The sequence below is a fragment of the Sphingomonas sp. PL20 genome (assembly GCF_017875905.1).
GTDB classification, from domain to species: domain Bacteria; phylum Pseudomonadota; class Alphaproteobacteria; order Sphingomonadales; family Sphingomonadaceae; genus Sphingomonas; species Sphingomonas echinoides.
This window is the reverse complement of sequence record NZ_JAGINH010000002.1, coordinates 3258849-3276804: the sequence shown is the minus strand read 5'-3', so window position 1 is coordinate 3276804 and position 17956 is coordinate 3258849. Positions and strand designations below refer to the sequence as shown.

The 17956-nt window shown below is 64.0% G+C and carries 22 protein-coding genes and 1 pseudogene; 5 read left to right on the top strand and 18 right to left on the bottom strand.

Features of this window, described 5'->3' with window-relative positions; all coding sequences use genetic code 11:
• Positions 1 to 3: 3 nt before the first annotated feature.
• From fliR to flgC, 4 genes and pseudogenes are all read right to left on the bottom strand, one after another.
• Positions 4 to 789: a flagellar biosynthetic protein FliR gene (fliR, locus tag H4W01_RS15360; RefSeq protein ID WP_010404693.1), complete on the bottom strand. Its 786-nt coding sequence runs from the start codon at positions 787 to 789 to the stop codon at positions 4 to 6.
• A gap of 4 nt (positions 790 to 793) precedes the next feature.
• Positions 794 to 1057: pseudogene (locus tag H4W01_RS15355) on the bottom strand (flagellar biosynthetic protein FliQ).
• Positions 1058 to 1069: 12 nt separating this feature from the next.
• Entirely contained in the window at positions 1070 to 1390 is a 321-nt protein-coding gene (gene fliE / locus H4W01_RS15350) for a flagellar hook-basal body complex protein FliE (RefSeq protein WP_010404689.1), read from the bottom strand.
• Positions 1391 to 1402: 12 nt separating this feature from the next.
• Positions 1403 to 1810, bottom strand: a complete 408-nt coding sequence (flgC, locus tag H4W01_RS15345) for a flagellar basal body rod protein FlgC (RefSeq protein ID WP_010404686.1) — start codon at positions 1808 to 1810, stop codon at positions 1403 to 1405.
• Positions 1811 to 1922: 112 nt separating this feature from the next.
• Between flgC and H4W01_RS15340 the strand changes: the two genes are divergently transcribed.
• The 3 genes from H4W01_RS15340 to fliP are packed head-to-tail and all read left to right on the top strand — an operon-like array spanning position 1923 to position 3560.
• Complete coding sequence (locus H4W01_RS15340) at positions 1923 to 2159, top strand: FliM/FliN family flagellar motor switch protein (RefSeq protein WP_010404683.1); 237 nt, start codon at positions 1923 to 1925, stop codon at positions 2157 to 2159.
• Positions 2159 to 2800, top strand: coding sequence for a flagellar biosynthetic protein FliO (locus H4W01_RS15335; protein WP_209612107.1), 642 nt, complete (start codon positions 2159 to 2161; stop codon positions 2798 to 2800). Before H4W01_RS15340 ends, H4W01_RS15335 begins: the two co-directional genes overlap by 1 nt.
• Positions 2793 to 3560 (top strand): flagellar type III secretion system pore protein FliP, encoded by a 768-nt coding sequence (gene fliP, locus H4W01_RS15330; protein WP_209612105.1) that lies wholly within the window; start codon positions 2793 to 2795, stop codon positions 3558 to 3560. The genes H4W01_RS15335 and fliP overlap by 8 nt, the downstream gene beginning before the upstream one ends.
• A 41-nt stretch (positions 3561 to 3601) precedes the next feature.
• On the opposite strand, the gene H4W01_RS15325 is transcribed toward fliP, so the two are convergent.
• The 13 genes from H4W01_RS15325 to motA are packed head-to-tail and all read right to left on the bottom strand — an operon-like array spanning position 3602 to position 12967.
• Complete coding sequence (locus H4W01_RS15325; RefSeq protein ID WP_209612103.1) at positions 3602 to 4243, bottom strand: PilZ domain-containing protein; 642 nt, start codon at positions 4241 to 4243, stop codon at positions 3602 to 3604.
• Positions 4244 to 4297: 54 nt separating this feature from the next.
• Positions 4298 to 4750 (bottom strand): hypothetical protein, encoded by a 453-nt coding sequence (locus tag H4W01_RS15320; protein ID WP_209612101.1) that lies wholly within the window; start codon positions 4748 to 4750, stop codon positions 4298 to 4300.
• A gap of 13 nt (positions 4751 to 4763) precedes the next feature.
• Complete coding sequence (locus H4W01_RS15315; protein WP_010404673.1) at positions 4764 to 5594, bottom strand: flagellar motor protein MotB; 831 nt, start codon at positions 5592 to 5594, stop codon at positions 4764 to 4766.
• 1 nt (position 5595) lies between these two features.
• Positions 5596 to 5928 (bottom strand): hypothetical protein, encoded by a 333-nt coding sequence (locus tag H4W01_RS15310; protein WP_010404672.1) that lies wholly within the window; start codon positions 5926 to 5928, stop codon positions 5596 to 5598.
• Positions 5928 to 6455, bottom strand: a complete 528-nt coding sequence (locus H4W01_RS15305; RefSeq protein ID WP_010404670.1) for a chemotaxis protein CheD — start codon at positions 6453 to 6455, stop codon at positions 5928 to 5930. Before H4W01_RS15305 ends, H4W01_RS15310 begins: the two co-directional genes overlap by 1 nt.
• A gap of 4 nt (positions 6456 to 6459) precedes the next feature.
• Positions 6460 to 6849, bottom strand: a complete 390-nt coding sequence (locus tag H4W01_RS15300) for a response regulator (protein ID WP_010404669.1) — start codon at positions 6847 to 6849, stop codon at positions 6460 to 6462.
• Positions 6849 to 7889, bottom strand: a complete 1041-nt coding sequence (locus H4W01_RS15295) for a protein-glutamate methylesterase/protein-glutamine glutaminase (protein ID WP_010404668.1) — start codon at positions 7887 to 7889, stop codon at positions 6849 to 6851. Before H4W01_RS15295 ends, H4W01_RS15300 begins: the two co-directional genes overlap by 1 nt.
• Positions 7886 to 8770 (bottom strand): CheR family methyltransferase, encoded by an 885-nt coding sequence (locus tag H4W01_RS15290; protein ID WP_209612099.1) that lies wholly within the window; start codon positions 8768 to 8770, stop codon positions 7886 to 7888. Before H4W01_RS15290 ends, H4W01_RS15295 begins: the two co-directional genes overlap by 4 nt.
• Positions 8767 to 9273, bottom strand: a complete 507-nt coding sequence (locus tag H4W01_RS15285; RefSeq protein WP_010404666.1) for a chemotaxis protein CheW — start codon at positions 9271 to 9273, stop codon at positions 8767 to 8769. Before H4W01_RS15285 ends, H4W01_RS15290 begins: the two co-directional genes overlap by 4 nt.
• The gene (locus H4W01_RS15280) at positions 9270 to 11423 is read right to left on the bottom strand and encodes a chemotaxis protein CheA (protein WP_209612095.1); all 2154 of its coding nucleotides are present in this window, start codon (positions 11421 to 11423) and stop codon (positions 9270 to 9272) included. Before H4W01_RS15280 ends, H4W01_RS15285 begins: the two co-directional genes overlap by 4 nt.
• Positions 11420 to 11785 (bottom strand): response regulator, encoded by a 366-nt coding sequence (locus H4W01_RS15275; protein ID WP_010404664.1) that lies wholly within the window; start codon positions 11783 to 11785, stop codon positions 11420 to 11422. The genes H4W01_RS15280 and H4W01_RS15275 overlap by 4 nt, the downstream gene beginning before the upstream one ends.
• The gene (locus H4W01_RS15270) at positions 11782 to 12108 is read right to left on the bottom strand and encodes an STAS domain-containing protein (protein WP_334685296.1); all 327 of its coding nucleotides are present in this window, start codon (positions 12106 to 12108) and stop codon (positions 11782 to 11784) included. Before H4W01_RS15270 ends, H4W01_RS15275 begins: the two co-directional genes overlap by 4 nt.
• Complete coding sequence (motA, locus tag H4W01_RS15265) at positions 12083 to 12967, bottom strand: flagellar motor stator protein MotA (protein ID WP_010404662.1); 885 nt, start codon at positions 12965 to 12967, stop codon at positions 12083 to 12085. Before motA ends, H4W01_RS15270 begins: the two co-directional genes overlap by 26 nt.
• Before the next feature lie 155 nt (positions 12968 to 13122).
• On the opposite strand from motA, the gene flaF reads away from it, so the two are divergent.
• Complete coding sequence (gene flaF / locus H4W01_RS15260; RefSeq protein ID WP_010404661.1) at positions 13123 to 13482, top strand: flagellar biosynthesis regulator FlaF; 360 nt, start codon at positions 13123 to 13125, stop codon at positions 13480 to 13482.
• A gap of 83 nt (positions 13483 to 13565) precedes the next feature.
• Here the strand turns inward: flaF and H4W01_RS15255 are convergent, their stop codons facing one another.
• Positions 13566 to 15440 (bottom strand): methyl-accepting chemotaxis protein, encoded by a 1875-nt coding sequence (locus H4W01_RS15255; protein WP_209612092.1) that lies wholly within the window; start codon positions 15438 to 15440, stop codon positions 13566 to 13568.
• 373 nt (positions 15441 to 15813) lie between these two features.
• On the opposite strand from H4W01_RS15255, the gene H4W01_RS15250 reads away from it, so the two are divergent.
• Positions 15814 to 17943: a putative bifunctional diguanylate cyclase/phosphodiesterase gene (locus tag H4W01_RS15250; RefSeq protein ID WP_209612090.1), complete on the top strand. Its 2130-nt coding sequence runs from the start codon at positions 15814 to 15816 to the stop codon at positions 17941 to 17943.
• The last annotated feature ends 13 nt before the right edge of the window (positions 17944 to 17956 follow it).

Genomic DNA, 17956 nt, shown 5'->3' with positions numbered 1-17956 from the left:
GACCTAGTTCCAGCTTGTCTGCATATACGCGGCCATCGCCTGGGCGAAGCCGGTGAGCAGCCCGCCCATCGTCATCGCCATCACCGCGAGGCCCAGCAGAATGTTGAGCGGCTGCACGATGAAGAAGAGCTGGATCGCAGGCGCAATTCGCGTCGACAGGCCGAGCGCCACGTTGAACACGATGCCGTAGACCAGCAACGGGGCCGACAAGCCGATGCCCAAGGTCATCGCGCGCGCCACCGCGTCGAGCGCGGCGCGCAGGAAATCATGCGCGGGGGGCATGCCGCCGATCGGGAAGGTGCGATAGGATTCGATGATCGCGCCGATCCAGAGGTGATGGACGTGCAGCGACATGCACACCACGGCGGCGGCGACGGTTACGAACTTGGACAGCAACGCCGCCTGGCCGCCTTGCGAGGCATCATAGAGCAGTGCCGAGGACAGGCCGATCTGCGAGCTGATGATCGACCCCGCCATCGACACCGCGCTGAACACGATCTTGACCAGCGCGCCGATCGCGAGCCCGGTGACCAGTTCCGCCAGCAGCACCGCCGGCAGCGCCCCGCCTGCGGCGGCCGCCGTGCGCATCAACGGCGCCAGCACGCCCCACAGGCCGATGCTCATGCCCAGCGCGATCAGCAGGCGGATCCGCCCGGGCACTGCATCCTCGGAGAAGACCGGGAGCAGCATCAACACCGTGCCGACGCGCGCGAACAGGATCAGGAATGCAGTCGCCTGCACATCGAGATGCGACAGGTCGAACGATGGCGGGGCGAGGGCGGCGGGCACTTTGTCAGCCGGCGATGATCATGCTGCTGATCCGCGCCATAAAATCGGACAGCGCCCCGCCGATCATCGGCAGGCACAACAGCATCACCACGCCCATGGCGATGATCTTGGGGACGAAGGTCAGCGTCATTTCCTAGATTTGGGTCAGCGCCTGCAACAGGCCGATCGCGACGCCGACGATCAACGAGGTGATCAGCAGCGGTCCGACGATCGTCATCACCAGAATCAAGGAAGCGCGGGCAAGCTCCATCGCGGCGAGCGCATCCATTGGCCTGCGCCCTCAGATCTGCATACGCATAATGTCGGAATAGGCGTTCACGACGCGATCGCGCACCGCGACCATGGTGTCGAGCGCGGTTTCTGCCGATCCGATCGCGGTCACCACGTCGATCAGGTCGCCCTTGCCCGCGACTTGCTTGGCCGAGGCGCTTTCGGCGGCGCGCAATTGCGTCGAGGTGTCGGTGATCATCGCTTCGACCATGCCGCCAAAGCCGCCCGATGCGCCGGGCGCGGTTTCCTTGGTCGAGCCGGTCTTGAGCGGGCTGCCAAGGCCAAGGGTACGGCCATAAGCCGAGGTCGCGTCGAGAGATCCGATGGACATTGTCGCTCTTCCTTATTTCAGCAAATCGATGGTGCGCATCGTCAGGTTCTTGGCCGCTTCGATGGCGTTGAGGTCGGCTTCGTAGGAGCGCTGCGCGTCCTTCATGTCGGCGGCCTCGAGCAGGGGATTGACGTTGGGTTTCAGGACATAGCCTTGCGCGTCGGCGGCCGGGCTGCCGGGCATGTAGACCTTGGTGAAGGCGGTCTTGTCGGCGTCGACGCTGGAAATCTTGACGGCGGTGCCGCCATTGGCCCGGTCAACTTCAGCCTGAAAGCTCACTACCCGGCGGCGATAGGGATCGCCGCCTGCGGTACGGGAAACCGAATCCTGGTTGGCGAGATTTTCCGCAATCACCCGCATGCGCAGCGATTGTGCGCGCAAGCCCGATGCCGAAACCGCCAACGATGTCTTGAGATCCATGAGGTCGCTCCACCGGCTCCGTGCCGGCACCCCTCCTTCATAGGCAATTATTGCCTAGCCCGACCGTCAATGCGGAAAAATAATCCTATAACTCGGGGGAAGGAGCCGTGCATTGTCCATCCTCGAAGATATTGAAGTCGAGCTGTCGATCGTCCTGGGCTCGGCTCAGGTGCAGATCCGCCAGATCCTGCAAATGAGCCGCGGCGCGATGATCCCGCTCGATTGCGGGCAGGACGATCCCACCCTGGTGTTCGTCAATGGCGAGTTGATCGCCAAGGGCCGGATCCTGGTCAACAGCGAGGAAATGTCGCTGGAGGTGACCGAACTCACCCGCAAGAGCCGCAACTGATGGATGTGCTGTCACTGCTGCGCACGATGGGGGCGCTCGGGGTCGTGCTTGGCTTGCTCGGCGGAGCGCTGTGGGTGGTGCGGCGCTACAATATCGCCTTGCCGGGGCGCGTGACCCTCGGTCGCGGGCGGCGGCTGGAAGTGGTCGAGCGAGTCACGCTCGACGGCAAACGCTCGCTCGCTTTGGTGCGGCGCGACGGGTGCGAACATCTCATCCTGATCGGCCCGGATGGGCAGATGGTGGTCGAAAGCGGAATCCTGCCGTCTGTCCCGGCCGACGTCACGGCTACCGTTGTCGCCGCGACGGATGCGGGCGAAAGCGCTGAAACGCCAACCTCGGAACTGGCAGCGCCCGAACCCGTAGCCCCGGCACCGGAGCCCGTGCTTGGAAACACCGCAGAGGCCACCGTCGATCAGGCGACCGCACCGGAACCCGAAACCGAGTTGCGCACCGCCCTGACGCTGCTGCTCGACCATCTCCAGTCGCGGCGCGACAAAGCGGCCTTGATCCAGGCCTCGCTTTCGTCGGCGCGCGAACCGTCTGCACCCGTCTCGCCGGTTTCGTCCACGCCGCGTCGTTCCGTGGCGGCATTGTTCGATCATCTGACCGAGCAGCATCACCAGGCGAACGTCGTTGCGTAGGTCGGTCCTGTTCGCGCTCGCCGCAGGCGCGCTGTTGATCCCCTTCGCCGCGCACGCCCAGTCTGCAGTGGCTCCGTCCGCCCTGGGCGCGTCCGCCCTGGGCTTGCCCGGTGCTGGCGCAGGCGGATCGGTTTCGGGCCGGGCGATTCAGCTGGTGCTGATGCTGACGGTGCTGAGCCTTGCGCCCGGCATCCTGATGACGGTTACCAGCTTCACGCGCATCGTCGTCGCGCTGTCGCTGTTGCGCACCGGCATCGGTGCGCAGGGCGTGCCGCCCAATCCGGTGATCATCAGCCTGGCGATGTTCCTGTCCTTTTTCGTGATGGCCCCGACCTTCGAAAAGGCGTGGGAGCAAGGGATCAAGCCCTACACCGCGGGCAAGATCGCCGAGGAACAGGCGTTCACCGCGACCGCTGAGCCGTTCCGGCAGTTCATGCTGAAGCAAGTGCGCGATGATGACCTGAAGCTGTTCATCGACATGGCGCATGCCAAGCCGACCGCGCGCAAGGATGTCGCGCTGACGACGCTGACCCCGGCCTTCATGATTTCCGAACTGCGCCGCTCGTTCGAGATCGGCTTTCTGCTGCTGCTGCCGTTCCTCGTTATCGATCTGGCGGTGGCGGCGGTGCTGATGGCGATGGGCATGATGATGCTGCCCCCACCGACCATCGCCATGCCGATGAAGATCATCTTCTTCGTGCTTGTCGATGGCTGGGCGCTGGTCGCTGGCTCGCTGGTCAAGAGCTTCGGGACGACGTGAACCGGCATCCCACCCCCGCTGCGGCGGGGGTGGGGCGGGGCTTAATTATTGTGGCTTGCGCCTGCGAGCCATGCCGACAGCTCGGCATAAGAAATCAAATCGATAAAGGCGACACCGACATGCAGGTCGTTGCGCCAGCGCACCGAACAGGCGCGCGGGGACAGGCCCGCGATGGTAAGCGTAACGGGAGCGCCGAGCGGAATGTCGCTCGACAGTGTGAGCCGCGCGCCGCTTTGCGACAGGTTCTCGACCGTGACCGGGCAGGACCGCCCGAGGCTGCTCAACCGACCTGGCGCGGCGACGGCGAAGCGCGGGGCGCGGCCGACCGCCGGAACATGGCCTTTGGCCTTCACCACCTGCGGCCGCAACGTGCTCGCCACATCGATTTCGCGGTCGAGCTGGATGCCGGCACGGCCTTCGTCGGCCCACACGACGGTGGCCGACAAACGCTCGCCCGAGCGGAGTTCGATCACCACCGTGTCGTCGCGGGTGAGCGGTTGACCGGTCTCGACCAACATACCGGTGGTCGACACGTTGCGTAAGCGGCACAGCGCTTCCTTGCCCGGGCCGAGCTCCAGCTTCGCCGCGATCAGCGTCGTAACCGTGCGCTGCGCGCGCGGCTGGAATCCCTCCGTAGGGTTGATGGGGGGATCGGCCGGAAAGTGACGTTCGATAGGGGCCATGATCGTCTCTCGCTAAAAAGAGTATTCCTCTTTTTATAGGATGATAGTCCCCCCTCAGGCGGGCTCGGCGCGCGTTATTGCGATGCGCTTGACCGTGCCGGCACCGAAGGCCTCGGTCGAGGCGGCGCGCACGACGTCGCGGAAGCCGCCGATATTGGCGAGCAGCCCGTCAGGCCCGGTCGCGAGCGGGGTCCGCCAGGTGCGCATGTTGATCGCGTGGAGCATCAGCGGCAGCTTCGACGTGACCGTCTCGGCCTTGTCGCCCGCCACCTCGAGCGACACGTCGAAATTGACGTAACCGGCCAGGCGACCGTCTGGAAAGACCAGCGGCGCCAGGATTTTGGCGCTGGAGACGAAGCTGCGCGGCGGTTCTGCGGCGGGGGTCGCGGCCGCCTTGGGCTCGCCGCCGCCCGGTTTGGCGAACAACAGCACCGCGCCATAGCCAGCGCCGCCGCCGATCGCGACGCCGAGGATGAGCAGCAACAACAGGGAGAGCACGCGTTTCACGACCCGGATATCCTTAGAATTTGAAGCTGGCGTCGCTTGGCAGCGCCGATTGCTGGCCCATCACTACGACGGTGATGCGCCGGTTTTCCGGGCGATCGGGTTGTTCGGGATAGACTGGCTGGCTCGCCCCCAGCGCGACGATTTCGGCGAAGCGATCGGGCGTCATGCCCGCCGCGATCAGCGCCGATCGTGCAGCGAGCGCGCGCGCGCCCGAGAGCTGCCAGTTCGCGTCGCTTTGGCCGCCGGTCCCGTCAGTATGGCCCTCGATCGCCAATTGGGCAGAGGTGTGCGACAGCTTTTCGGCGATCTTGCCCAGCATGATCCGGGCATAAGGATTGAGCTCGGCGGTCCCGGGGCGGAACATCGATTGACGGTCATTATCCATCAAGGTGATGCGCAGCCCATCGCGGGCCACCGCCAGCGTGACGTTTTTCTTGCCGTCACTGGGCTGGGCGATGCTGTCGATCGCGATCTGCAATTCTGCGGCAACCACGCGTTGCGACGCATCGGGCACGGTCGCGGTGCCGCCGCGCGCTGGTCCAGCCGCAGCTTGCTCGGTCGAGGTCTTACCCTTGGAGCGGCTGCCCGCGCCGGATCCCGGTGCGCCGCCTTGCGGGCCCGTTCCGCTCGCGCTGCTCGGCGGGGACGGCGTGAAATATTCGGCCAGCCCCTTCAGCTTCGCCTTGTCGGGGCTCGACAACAGCCACAGCAGCATGAAGAATGCCATCATCGCGGTCACGAAATCGGCATAGGCCACTTTCCACGCCCCGCCATGATGGCCGCCGGCGATCTTCTTGACGCGTTTGATGATGATCGGGCGATCATCGGCAGCTTTGCCGGCCATGTCAGGTTCCGATCAGCGCGATGCGCAGGCGCTCCTGCACCGCGCCAAGCCGAACGTGCTTGATCGCCTCGAGCGAATTTTCGCCAGCCGCGATGCGATCCATCAGATTGGCGCACTCATCGGCATGCTGGATCAGATAATCGAAGCTCTGCAATTGCTCCAGAAAGCTGGTCACGAAGTGCTCGTCGGCGACGAGCACTTCGGCCAGGCCTTCCAACTGCTCGCGAATTTCGCGCAGCTCGGCCGCCATGACCCCGTGCAACAGGCCCGAAAAGGGATCGAAACCGGTGGCAGGGGATCCGTCCTGGGTTGTGATCGAAGGAAGATAGGCCATCAAAACAACTCCAGTTCGCCATCGCTGGCCGGGGCAAGGATAGGGGCGGGGGCGCGGACGACGGGAACCGGATCCGACACATTCTTGCTGCGGCTCAGCCCTTGATAGGGAATGAACTCGATCTTGCGGGCGGATCGCCCGCCAATATCGACGTGCCCGATTTCGATTCCTTCGGTTTCCAGGAATCGACGCGCGAACTCCGCATTTTGCGACCCGATCGAGCCGAGCCCGGCGATGATATTGGCACCGCCATATATATGCCCCTTCAGCCGCGCCCGCGACGCGCCCTTTGCCATCATCCCGTTGATCAGCAATTCCATGGCGTGGACGCCATAGCGTTGCATCTCGTCGGGCCGCGGTTTGACATCGGCTCCCGGTTCGCCGAGCAGAAAGTGATTCATGCCCCCGATCCGCGAGACGCTGTCGTTCAGGCAGACTGCGATGCAGCTGCCCAGAAGGGTCGTCACCATCGTATCCGGTTCGGATACGACGCAATGCTCGCCCTGGATGATGTTGATCCTCCGCATGGCGTCAGGTCAGCGCGCCGAAGACGCGCTCAATCTTTTCCTTGAGGGCAGCCGGCGCAAACGGCTTCACGACGTAGTTGTTGACGCCGAGCGCCGCCGCCTTCTGTACAAGATCGCGGTCCGAGGAACCGGTCAGCATGATGAAGACGGTCTTGCCGATCACCGGATCAGCACGGACTTGCTCCAGAAACTGGAGCCCGTCCATTTCGGGCATGTTGTAATCGGAAATGATGAGATGAACGCGGTCGCTGCGGACCGCGCTCAACGCTTCGGTCGCGCTGCCCTTGTCGCGCACGTCCTTGAAGCCGAGATCCTGGAGCGTGCGCCGGATCATGGCGCGCATGCTCGTCTGGTCGTCGACCACCATAACCTTGATCTGTGCAGCGGCAGGCATCAGACAATTCCCAGAGGCTTGGCCCGGCATGCCGCAAGGATCGCCTCGGGCATGGCGGACAGGCTGATTTCTTCCATCACTGCGCCGATTTCCATCGCCGCGCGCGGCATGCCGTAGACGACGCACGTCTGCCGGTTCTGCCCCAGCGTGCGCGCACCGGCGCGCCGCATTTCGAGCAGGCCCTGGGCCCCGTCGGCACCCATGCCGGTCAGGATCACCCCGACCGATCCGGACGCGACCGGGCAGAAGGAACGGAACAGCGCGTCGACCGACGGACGATGGCCGCTGATCGGGTCGGTTTCGCGAAGTTTGATGCGGCGTTCGCCGTTTGTCGCGAGTTCCATATGTGCTCTCCCCCCAGGAGCAATATAGACGGTTCCCTGCTCGACCGGGCTGCCATTGGTCGCTTCCACCACCTTTACGGCGCATTCCCCATCGAGGCGTGCCGCGAAGTTGCGGGTGAACGCGGCGGGCATGTGTTGGACCACCAGGATCGGCGGGCTGTCCTTGGGCATGGCCTTCAGCAATGAGAACAACGCCTCGACACCGCCGGTCGACGAGCCGATCGCAATGATCGACCCCTTGCTGACGCCGCCACCTTTGGCCGGCGTGAGATTTGGCGTCGGTCCCGGCCGCACCGAAGCGCGGGCGGCGGCCTTCACCTTTTCGCACAGCAGGGTCGCGTCGCGGGCGATATCTTCGGGCGTGCCGGTGGGCTTGGCGATGTAATCGACCGCCCCCAGGCGCAGCGCCTCGATCGTGACCTCGGCTCCATGCGCGGTCAGCGTCGAACACATCACCACCGGCATGGGCCGCAGGCGCATGACGCGTTCGAGGAAGGACAGGCCATCCATTCCCGGCATTTCGACGTCGAGCGTCAGCACGTCAGGATTGAGCGACTTGATCATTTCGCGGGCGGCAAACGGCTCGGGAGCCATGCCGACGACTTCGATTTCGGGGTCGGCCGACAGCATCATTTTGAGCGTCGCGCGCATCGTGGCGCTGTCGTCGACAATCAGGGTTCGGACACGGCGGGTCATGAGCGGCCCTCGATTTTGGCGTAAATGGTCTGGCCGCTCGATCGCATCTTGGTCGCCGAGACCCCGATGAGACGTTCCGAATGGCCGATGTAGAGATGTCCCGCTGGCGCGAGCTGATCGACGAAGCGTTCTTCCAACTCGGCCTTCGCCTCTTCGTCGAAATAGATCATCACGTTGCGACAGAAGATCACGTCGTAGAGCTGGCGCAGCGGCCATGGTTCGAACAGGTTCAGCACCTTGGCGGTGACGAGCGCGCGCGCTTCGTCGACCATGACGTAATCCTCGCCCTCCTGGCGCATCCATGTCGAGCGATACTCGGCGGGGATGGGCTGGACGGTCGCGGCGTCATAGACCGCGCGCCTGGTCGCTTCGACCACGGGTGGCGACAGATCGGTCGCGAGCAAGCGGATATCGGCGTGCCGCACCCAGCTTGCCGACGCCCGATCGGGGCCGAGCAGGCACATGGTGATGCTGTACACTTCTTCTCCGCTCGAACATCCTGCCGACCAGATGCGGATCGGGTGCCCCTTGGCAGCGCGCTGCTTCAGTTCGGGCACAACGACTTTGCGGAAATGGTCGAAGTGATGGACCTCGCGAAAGAAATGCGTGTGATTGGTGGTCAGCGCGACCACCATCGACGCGCGTTCCGTCTCGTCCGACTGCACCATCGCGACATAATCGCGAAACTGCGCCAAGCCGTGTTGTCGAAGCCGCTTGGCCAGCCGAGACTGGACCAACGTCATCTTGCCCGCGCTGAGCGAGATTCGCGCATCGCTCTGCATGATTGCCGCGATCGCTGCGAAATCCGACGACGTCAGTTCTGCGTTGGTCATGGTCGTGCCGCCGGCGGGCGCGGCGGGGGCGCCCCCGGCCGCGCTCACGCTACGAGTTCCAGATGGCGGGTCAGCGACAGGCCGTCGAGATCGAGCAGCAGGATCATCTGCCCGGTGTCGTCGCCGCGCGCTTCCATCGTGCGGGATTCGACGCGAACGAGGCCGAGGATGACACTCGGCTCGCCGATTTCGACATCGGGTGCCGGCTGAATTTCCTGGTCACCGATCGAAACGATGTCGCTGACTTCGTCGACCAGGAAACCGGCCTGCTTTTCGCCGATCGACACGACCAGTACGCAGCTGCGTGCATGGATCTTGCTCGGCTCCCAGCCCAGGCGCTCGGCCAGGCCGATGACGGGGACGACGTTGCCGCGCAGGTTGGTGACGCCCTTGATGAAGGAAGGGACGGTCGGCAGCGGGGTCGGCTCTTCCCACTCGCGGATTTCGATCAGCGAGTGCATGTCGATCCCGAAGGTCTGATGACCCAGCGAGAAGGTGACGATCTTACGGTCGGCCTGCTTGTTCGCGGTGCGGTGGTCGAGCGAGCTCATGCTGCGATTCCTTTTGGAGTGAAGCGGTTGAAACTGTTCGAGGCAACCAGCGCCTCGATATCGAGAATGAGGGCGATCGATCCGTCACCCAGGATGGTCGCGCCACCCAGTCCGCGGATCGGGTAGAGATTCTGGTCGAGGCTCTTGATGACGACCTCGCGGCGGTCATCGATCGTGTCGACGATCAGGCCGACATGGCCGGCGCTTTCGCTTTCGACGATCACCACCAGCGAATCCTCCAGGCTGCGGTTGCTGCCGGGCAGATCGAAGATGTCGGTCGCACGCTTGACCGGCAGATACTGGCCCCGCATGTCGATCACTTCGTTGGTCGGGCTGGTGCGCTTGACCTGGCCGGGGGCGGGCTGGACGGTCTCAATCACGTTCGCCAGTGGCAGGACGTAGCGTTGCCCACCGAGGCGCACGATCATCCCGTCGAGGATCGCTAGCGTGAGCGGCAGGATCATCGTGAAGGTCGTGCCTTCGCCGGGGGTCGAGGCGATCTCGACGCGGCCACCCAGTGCCTCGACGTTCGAGCGGACCACGTCCATGCCAACGCCGCGACCCGAAATGTTCGAGATCGTCTCGGCGGTGGAGAAGCCGGGCGCGCAGATCAGCTGATCGATTTCTTCGTCGGTCAGTTGCGCATCCGCCTGGATGATGCCCTTTTCGATCGCCTTGGCGCGGACCCGGACGCGGTCGATGCCGCGGCCATCATCGGCCACGCGGACGAAGATGCGCGCGCCCTTCTGTTCGGCCGAAAGCCGGATCGTGCCATGGGCGTCCTTGCCCTTGGCGATGCGGTCGGCGGGCGGCTCGATGCCATGGTCGATCGCATTGCGGATCATGTGCGTCAGCGGATCGCCGATCTTCTCGATCACGCCCTTGTCGACTTCGGTCGTCTCGCCGGTGGTTTCCAGGATAACCTGCTTGCCGGTTTCGGCCGAGAGATCGCGCAGCATGCGCGGCACGCGGCTGAATGCCTGGCGGATCGGCTGCGCGCGCAGCGACATGACGTTGTCCTGGATCTGGCGCGTGAGGCGCGCCAGCTCGGGCAGTTCGACGCGCTGCTGGTCAGCCGGGGTCAAGCGATCGGCGAGGATCGAGTTGCGGATGACAAGCTCGCCGACCAGGTTGAGCAGCAGGTCGAGCTTGATCAGATCGACGCGGATGGTCTGGGCGGCGGGTTCAGGCGCGCGCTCGGGCGGGACGGCGCTTGGCGACGGCGACGCCGTTGGAACCAGCGTAAGCGTCGGTGCCGACGGTTCGGGTGCCGCCTCTGCAAGGTCTTCCCGGATCGGGTCGAGCTCGGCTGTGGCCGTGACCGAAGCGATGGGAGCGGCGGATTCCGCGCGGACAATGCTGACGACCGAATCCGGCGCTACGAAATCGAAACAGTCGGTCAGCGTGGATTCTTCCACGCTTGCCGGGACGTTGATGGTCCAGCGCAAATAGCTCTGCTCAGGTTCCATTGCGCGCAGCGGCGGCAGCGCCGACAGATCGACATTTGCAATCGTGCCGCCAAGCGCTTCGACTTCGCGCACCAGCAACAGCGGCTCGCCGCCATTGGCCAAGGCGGCGTGCGATGGAGCGAAATCGATGATCCAGTCGGGCTCGACCGGCTCTTCCGCTGTATCGAAGATGTCGAGCGCGACACCGACCGGGCGGAACCCGAATTCGTCCTCGTCGCTTTCCTCGGCCTCGGGCTGGGGGGCTTCGGGCGTGGCTGGCGCGGATGCAGCGGTCGCACCGCCGCCGACACCGACGCCTTTTGTTTCGAGCACATTCTCCAGCGCGGCCAGAACAGCAGAATCCTGTGGCAAGGGCGCGGTGCCACGCGCGGCGGCGACGTGGTCGGTCAGGATGTCGAACGCCGACAGCATGACGTCGGTCACGCCGGGCGTTGCGGGAATGCGGCCGGCACGGACTTCGTCCATCACGTTTTCAAAACGATGGGCAAACGCCGTCAGCGCTGCGTGACCGAATGCGCCGGCCCCGCCCTTGATCGAATGCACCGCGCGGAACACACCGGCGATGGTTTCCGACGACAGGTCGCCCGCGCGCATGGCCGACAGGCCCTGTTCGGCGACGGCCAGTCCTTCAGCGCATTCTTCAAAGAAGATGCCCTGGATTTCGTCCATTTCGTCGCTCATGAGCACACCCGCCGAATGGCGGCTCCCAGTTTTGCCGGGTCGAACGGCTTGGTGATCCATCCCGTCGCGCCGGCCTGGCGGGCGCGCATCTTCTTCTCGTCGGAGAATTCGGTGGACAGCACGAGGATCGGCGTGCCGCGGAAGGCGGGCTCTGCGCGCACGGCCTCCATCAGCTCGAACCCGTCCATCTTGGGCATATTGATGTCGGTGATGAGCAGGTCGGGCTGGACTTCGCGCATGCGCTCCAGCCCGTGCTCGCCGTCATTGGCACTTTCGATACGATAGCCTTGTGCGGTCAACGATGCCTTCAGCAGCATACGCATGCTGGCAGAATCATCGACGGTCAGGATCAACTTGCTCACGCCTGGTCTCCGATGGTTTTGATGAGGCCGATCGCGTCGGCAAGACCGCACTTCTCGATCCGTTCGAGAAAGGCGGGGCTGGGGTCGATGATGTGAAATTCCTGTCCGGCGTCGCGCGCTTCGATGCGCGCGGCCAGCAACACTTGCAGCGCGGCCTGGCCGAGGCTCTCGCTCGCGGACGCGTCGATGGTCGTTACGCCATCGTCGGCGGCGCTGATCAGCCGAGTGAGCAGATCCTCGGCGGTCACCGTCGTCGCATGCGACGGCAGGTGGATCACCGACGATGCGGTCTCGGGGTCAAGCGGGTTTGGCATTGAGTTCATTTTTCGCCTCGTCGAGTGCGGCTTCGAGCTGCTGGAAGGTTGGGGCATGGGCCGAGGGCGCCATGCGTCGGGCTATTTCCACCGCGACCTGGACGGGCACGTGCTGCGCGTAGGCAACGATCGCGGACTTCGCGACCAGGAAGGGTTTGGAATCGGCTTCGATCACTTCGAGCAGTTTCGACGCAAGCGGGCCGACGATGCAGTAAGACAGCAACACGCCGAGGAAGGTGCCGACCAGCGCGCCGCCGATCATCGCGCCGAGCACTTCGACCGGCTGGTCGATCGAGCCCATTGTCTTGATGACGCCGAGCACGGCGGCGACGATGCCGATGGCGGGCAAGCCGTCGGTCATGATCTGCAGCGCGTGCTGCGGGGCCAATTCCTCGTGGTGGTGCTTGTCGATATCGGCTTCCATTGCCGATTCAAGCTGGTTCGGGTCTTCGAAATTGACCGTCATCATGCGCAGATAGTCGCAGATGAATTCGATCAGGTGATGGTCCTTGAGCAGCCGGGGATAGGGCGAGAACAGCTTGCTCTCCGACGGCGTGTCCAGATGCGGTTCGATCCCGGTCGCGCCACCCTTTTTGAAGGTGGTGAGCAGGCCGAACATCATGGTCAAGAGATCGCGATAGTCGCTCGACTTCCAGCGCTCGCCTTTGAACGCGCGCAGCAAGCCGCCCATCGCCTTCTTGATCGTGCCAAGCGAATTGGCGACGATGAAAGACCCGATCGCTGCGCCCATGATCGCCATCAGTTCGTGCGGCAGCGCCTCCAGCACGACCGCCAGCTTGCCGCCCGAGAGCAGGAAGCTCCCGAAGACGCAGCCGAGGATCACTATGAAGCCGATACCGTTCAGCATGATGGATAACGCGTCCGCAATGAAAGGTGGGTGACCCTTTGATTATAGGATGAACGCGCGCGCTTGGGCGCTGGAACGATACTAAATCTGCAATCCTCCCAAGATGACGGCCTCCGACCGCCTAGAATGATAACAGAACCGTAAGAGGAGATTTCATGTCACTGCATGCTTATCAAAGCGCCCGGAGCCGCGCCGAAACGCCGCGCGCGGCCGAGGCCCGCCTGCTGAGCCAGATTACCGGCGAACTGATGGATGCGCAGGCCGCGCGCCTGTCGGGCGGGGCGCTGATCCAGCCGCTGCACCGCAATCGCGAGATGTGGTGCACCTTTGCCAGCGATTGCGCCGCGCCCGGCAATGCGCTGCCCGAGACATTGCGCGCGCAGATCATTTCGCTGGCGCTGTTCGTGGATCGCTTCACCACCGAGGTGATGATGGGCCGGGAGAAGATCGAGACGCTGATCGATTTGAACCGCACGATCATGGAAGGGCTGCGCGCGCCCGCGCTGGTGAACTGACCCTCCCGCCGCTCCCGTCGCCCAGACACAAAAAGGGGCACCGCAGAAGATCTGCGGTGCCCCTTTATTTGGGTCGGATGGGCTCAGAAGCTGGCCCAATCCTCCCCATTGACCGATTCAAGCGCCTTCACCGGCGACGTATAGGCAGGGGCCTTTTCCTTCCGGGCCGGTGCTGCGGCGCGGGGCTTTGCAGCGGGCCGGGCCACCGGGCGAGCGGCGGCGTTGCCGCCAATGTCGAAGCGGGCGGTCTGCTGCGACAGCGAGCTGACCTCGGTGGTCAGGTTGCGGGCGGCAGCCGAGGTCTGCTCGACCATCGCGGCGTTCTGCTGCGTCGCGCGATCCATGCTGCCGACGGCAACGCTGATCTGCGAGATCGCGGCCGCCTGGGCCTGGTTGTCGGCGGCCATATCGCCCAGCAGCTTGTGCACTTCGCCAACGTCACCGGCGATGTTGACCAGCGCGCCATCGACCTTCTGCACCGCGCCAACCGCGGACAGGATTTCGCTCTGCGTGACGGTCAACTGGTCGCGGGCGCGCTTGGCCTCTTCTTCGGCGCGCATTGCCAGCGCCGAGACGAGATCGGCGACGACCGCGAAGCCGCGACCGGCATCGCCTGCACGGCCCGCTTCCACGGCCGCGTTCATCGCCAGAACGCGCGTCTGGAACGCGATCTTGTCGAGGCCTTCGATCACGCTGTCGATGCCCTTGGCGCTTTCGGACACGCGGCCCATGGCCTGCACCGCTTCATCGGCGATTTCACGACCGCCCGAGACGGTGGCGATCGCGCCGTCGGCACGGGCAACGGTGCGCCCGGCGGCATCGGCGCTCGCCTTCAGGCGACCGTCGATCTGCGTGATCGCGGCGGAGGTTTCTTCCAGGCTGGCAGCATTGCCTTCGGTCCGGCGTGCGAGATCTTCCGACGCCTGCGCGATTTCATTCGAACCCGTGCCGATCGCCGAGGTGCTTTCCACGACCCCGCCGATGAGACCGCGCAACGCTGCGGTGGCGGCGTTGAAGTTGGTCTTGAGTTCGGCATAGTTGCCAGGGAATTCGGTATTGATCGTCGCGGTCAGATCGCCTGCGGCCAGTGCGCCGAGATTTTCGCCGACGGTCGCGACGACCATCTGCTGCGTCGCGTCTTCCTGGGCCTTGGCCATCTGCGCGGCTTCCAGTTCCAGCGCCGCGTCGCGGAACACGCGGACGGTGTCGGCCATGGTGCCAATTTCGTCGGTACGATCGGCAAAGGGAATCTCGACCGCATTATTTCCGGCGGCGAGCGTCGCCATCGTGTGCTGCAGGCGGGCGAGCGGGCCGGTAATGCCCTTGCGTGCGACCACCATGCTGAGGCCGATGCCAATCGCGATGCCGAGGATGCTCACGATCGTGAGCGTCATCGTCGTCGACGCCGCATTTGCATTCAACTGAGCGGTTTGCTTCTTGCCTTCGGCGATCAAGCGGTCGTTGAACGCCGAAATATCCTTCGCCAGTGGCTCGAGCATTTCGTCAGCAGGGCGCAGCAATGCGGTCGCTTCGGCATTACGGTTGAGCGCGCCGAGCTTGGTGGCCTTCTCGGTGATGGCATGCAATTGGTTGATGCGATCCTCGAACTGCGAGAGTTCGGCCGTGTAGCGGGGCGTGAGTTCCTTCGCCTGGCGCAGATAGTCGAGCGCAGATTTGTAGAATTCCTCCTGCCTCGCCGGGGCGGTCTTCGCCGTCGTGGTAGACGCATCATAGACCATCGCCTGATAGGCGATCAGATCCATCGTGACGGCGCGGCGATTGGCGCGCGTTAGCATTGCTGGAATCTGCAGTTCGTGTTCGGCGAGTTTGGTATAGCTCGCGTTTGTCTGCGTAACAGACGATGCGCCGAGATAGGCGATGAGCGCGGTGATCAAACCCAGAAAGACAAGCAGTGAAATGATCTTCTGGGCGATTTTCATATTGTCGAGAAAGCGCATTGAACTCTCCGGGGTGGGCGGGGAAAGGAAGCAATTGTCCGTTTCGTAGGAATTATAGGATGTTTGCGGCGATCTTGGCGGCGTCCTGTGCAAATTGGGCACTCACCTCTGCGCAGCGGCACAGTCCAGGCAGCGGGAACGCGGGAGGTTGAGCGTCCGCGTGGTCGCTGAATTCGACACGCCGCGAATGTAGCGGGAATCGTCACTGCGCGTTTGCGGGGGGCGGCAGCCATCCCAAGAGATGATGGTCGCGCGACCACAGAACGACGGCCTCTCCCGCAAATCCTCTATGATGAAGGTTAGGGATCTGGCCCGGAACCTTGCGCATGGCTGCGTCGCCGTCGCGCGCCGTGTCACCGCGCGGGATATGAGCATGACCAATATCGGAACCAGGATTGCAAGGCTGCAGGTGCTCGGTGCCGCGCTGTTTTTTGCAGTCGCGGCGCTGGTCGTTGGCGGAATGCATCAGACCAGCCTGGCGATGCAGCAGAATGTTCAGGACATCCGCCGCGTCTCGTCGGTGATGGAAGTCGCGGATCTGATTTCCGAAAATCGTGTCGCCCAGGCATCGCTGCTGCTGGAGAACGGCGCGGCTGCCCGCGCATTGCTGGCCACGCGCAGCCGCGCGCTGACCGCCGAACTCTCGCGGTTATGCGGCCTGACGCCGCCCGGTCCGCTCAGACCGATGGTCGATAGGATGGAGAAGGACTGGGTGGCCTATCAAAAGACGCAACAGCGCATGGTCGCCGCGATCGGGGCTGGGCATGCCGCGGACGCGCTCGGCCTCTTCCGCGGCGAGCTGGAGGCCAAATATCTCGATTTCGACCGTCACGCCGATGCTTTGGCAGATCAGTTTCGCGCCAATGCCGATCAATCCGGCCAGACCGCAACCGAGGCAGCGCATTTTGTCGCGGTGTTCGTCTTGTCGTTTTCGGCGATTGGTATCCTGGCGCGCTTCCTGATCCAGATCTTCATCCACCGACGGGTGGTGCGGCCGCTGGTCGATATCACCAAGTCGCTGAGCGCGCTGGCGGCGGGCAAAACCGACGTCGTGCTGGTCGGCAGCGAACGCCGCGACGAGATCGGCGCGATGGTGCGGGCGCTGGATGTGTTCCGCGCCCAGGCCCGTTTGATCGAGGCGGAGCATGAGCGCACGCTTGAGGCGCAAGCGCGCGCCGAGCGGTTGGCGCGGCACGACGCGTTGACGGGGCTGCCCAATCGCCGGTTCTTTACCGAGATGCTGGGCCGCGTCACCGCCAATGCGGACCATCCTGCCGCCGTGCTGATGATCGATCTCGATCGCTTCAAGCCGGTCAACGACGTTTATGGGCATGATGCCGGCGACATCGTGCTCAGTGAACTCGCGCAACGTTTCATGGCCCATCGCGACCAACTGGGTACGGTTGCGCGCCTTGGCGGCGACGAATTTGCCGTGGTGTTCCCCTCTTCGACCGATCGCAGCCATGCCGCGCGCGTTGCCCAGTTGCTCAGCGTCATCATTTCCCGCCCGATTCAACTCGAAGATGCGGTGGTCGAGGTCGGCGCGGCGATCGGCATCGCGCTCTTCCCGCACGATGGCACCAGCCCGGCGGCGCTGCTGCGAGCGGCCGATCTTGCCATGTATCAAGCCAAGACGGGCGGGGACGGACGCTATCGATTCTTCGATCCGGCGATCGAAGACAATGTCCAGGCGCGCGCCATGATGCATGCCGATGTCCGGCGCGCGGTGAGCGCGGGCGAAATTGTGCCTTATTATCAGCCGCTGGTTGCGATCGATGGCGGACGGCTCGTCGGGTTCGAGGTGCTGGCGCGGTGGATTCATCCGCACTGCGGGGTCGTCATGCCCGACGTGTTCATTCCAGTAGCGGATGAAATCGGCGTGCTGACGGATTTGACCTATCGGCTGTTGGAACGGGTTTGCCGCGAGGTTCAGGAATGGCCGGAGACGCTGACCTTCTCGATCAACTTGGCGCCAAGCCAATTGCGCGATCCGCAGATCGCATCGAAGCTGGTTGCTATCCTGGATCGCTATGGCATCGCGCCGCAGCGGATCGAGGTGGAGATCACCGAAAATGCCCTGATCACCGACTTTGGTACGACCAAGAAAGTGCTCAGTCGTCTGCAAAAGAACGGCATCCGCGTTGCGCTCGATGATTTCGGGACCGGCTATGCCAGTTTGAATCATCTGCGCGAATTCAAGTTCGACAAGATCAAGATCGACCGGTCGTTCCTGCGCGGGCTCGACCAGGGCAGCAAGAACGAGGGGATCGTGCGCGCCATGATCACACTCGGGAAAAGCCTTGATCTTGCGATCACTGCCGAGGGCATTGAAGAGATGAGCCAATGGGCACATCTGTCCGATTGGGGGTGCGATTTTGGCCAGGGCTATCTGTTCGGCAAGGGCATGCCCGCCGGCAAGGCCAAAGCCCTGATCGCGACTGGCGGGCGGGAACTGGGCGGGCTCGCACGGCCGTCGCTCCGCGCGGTGCCGATGCGCTCTTGACGGTTGCGATCGT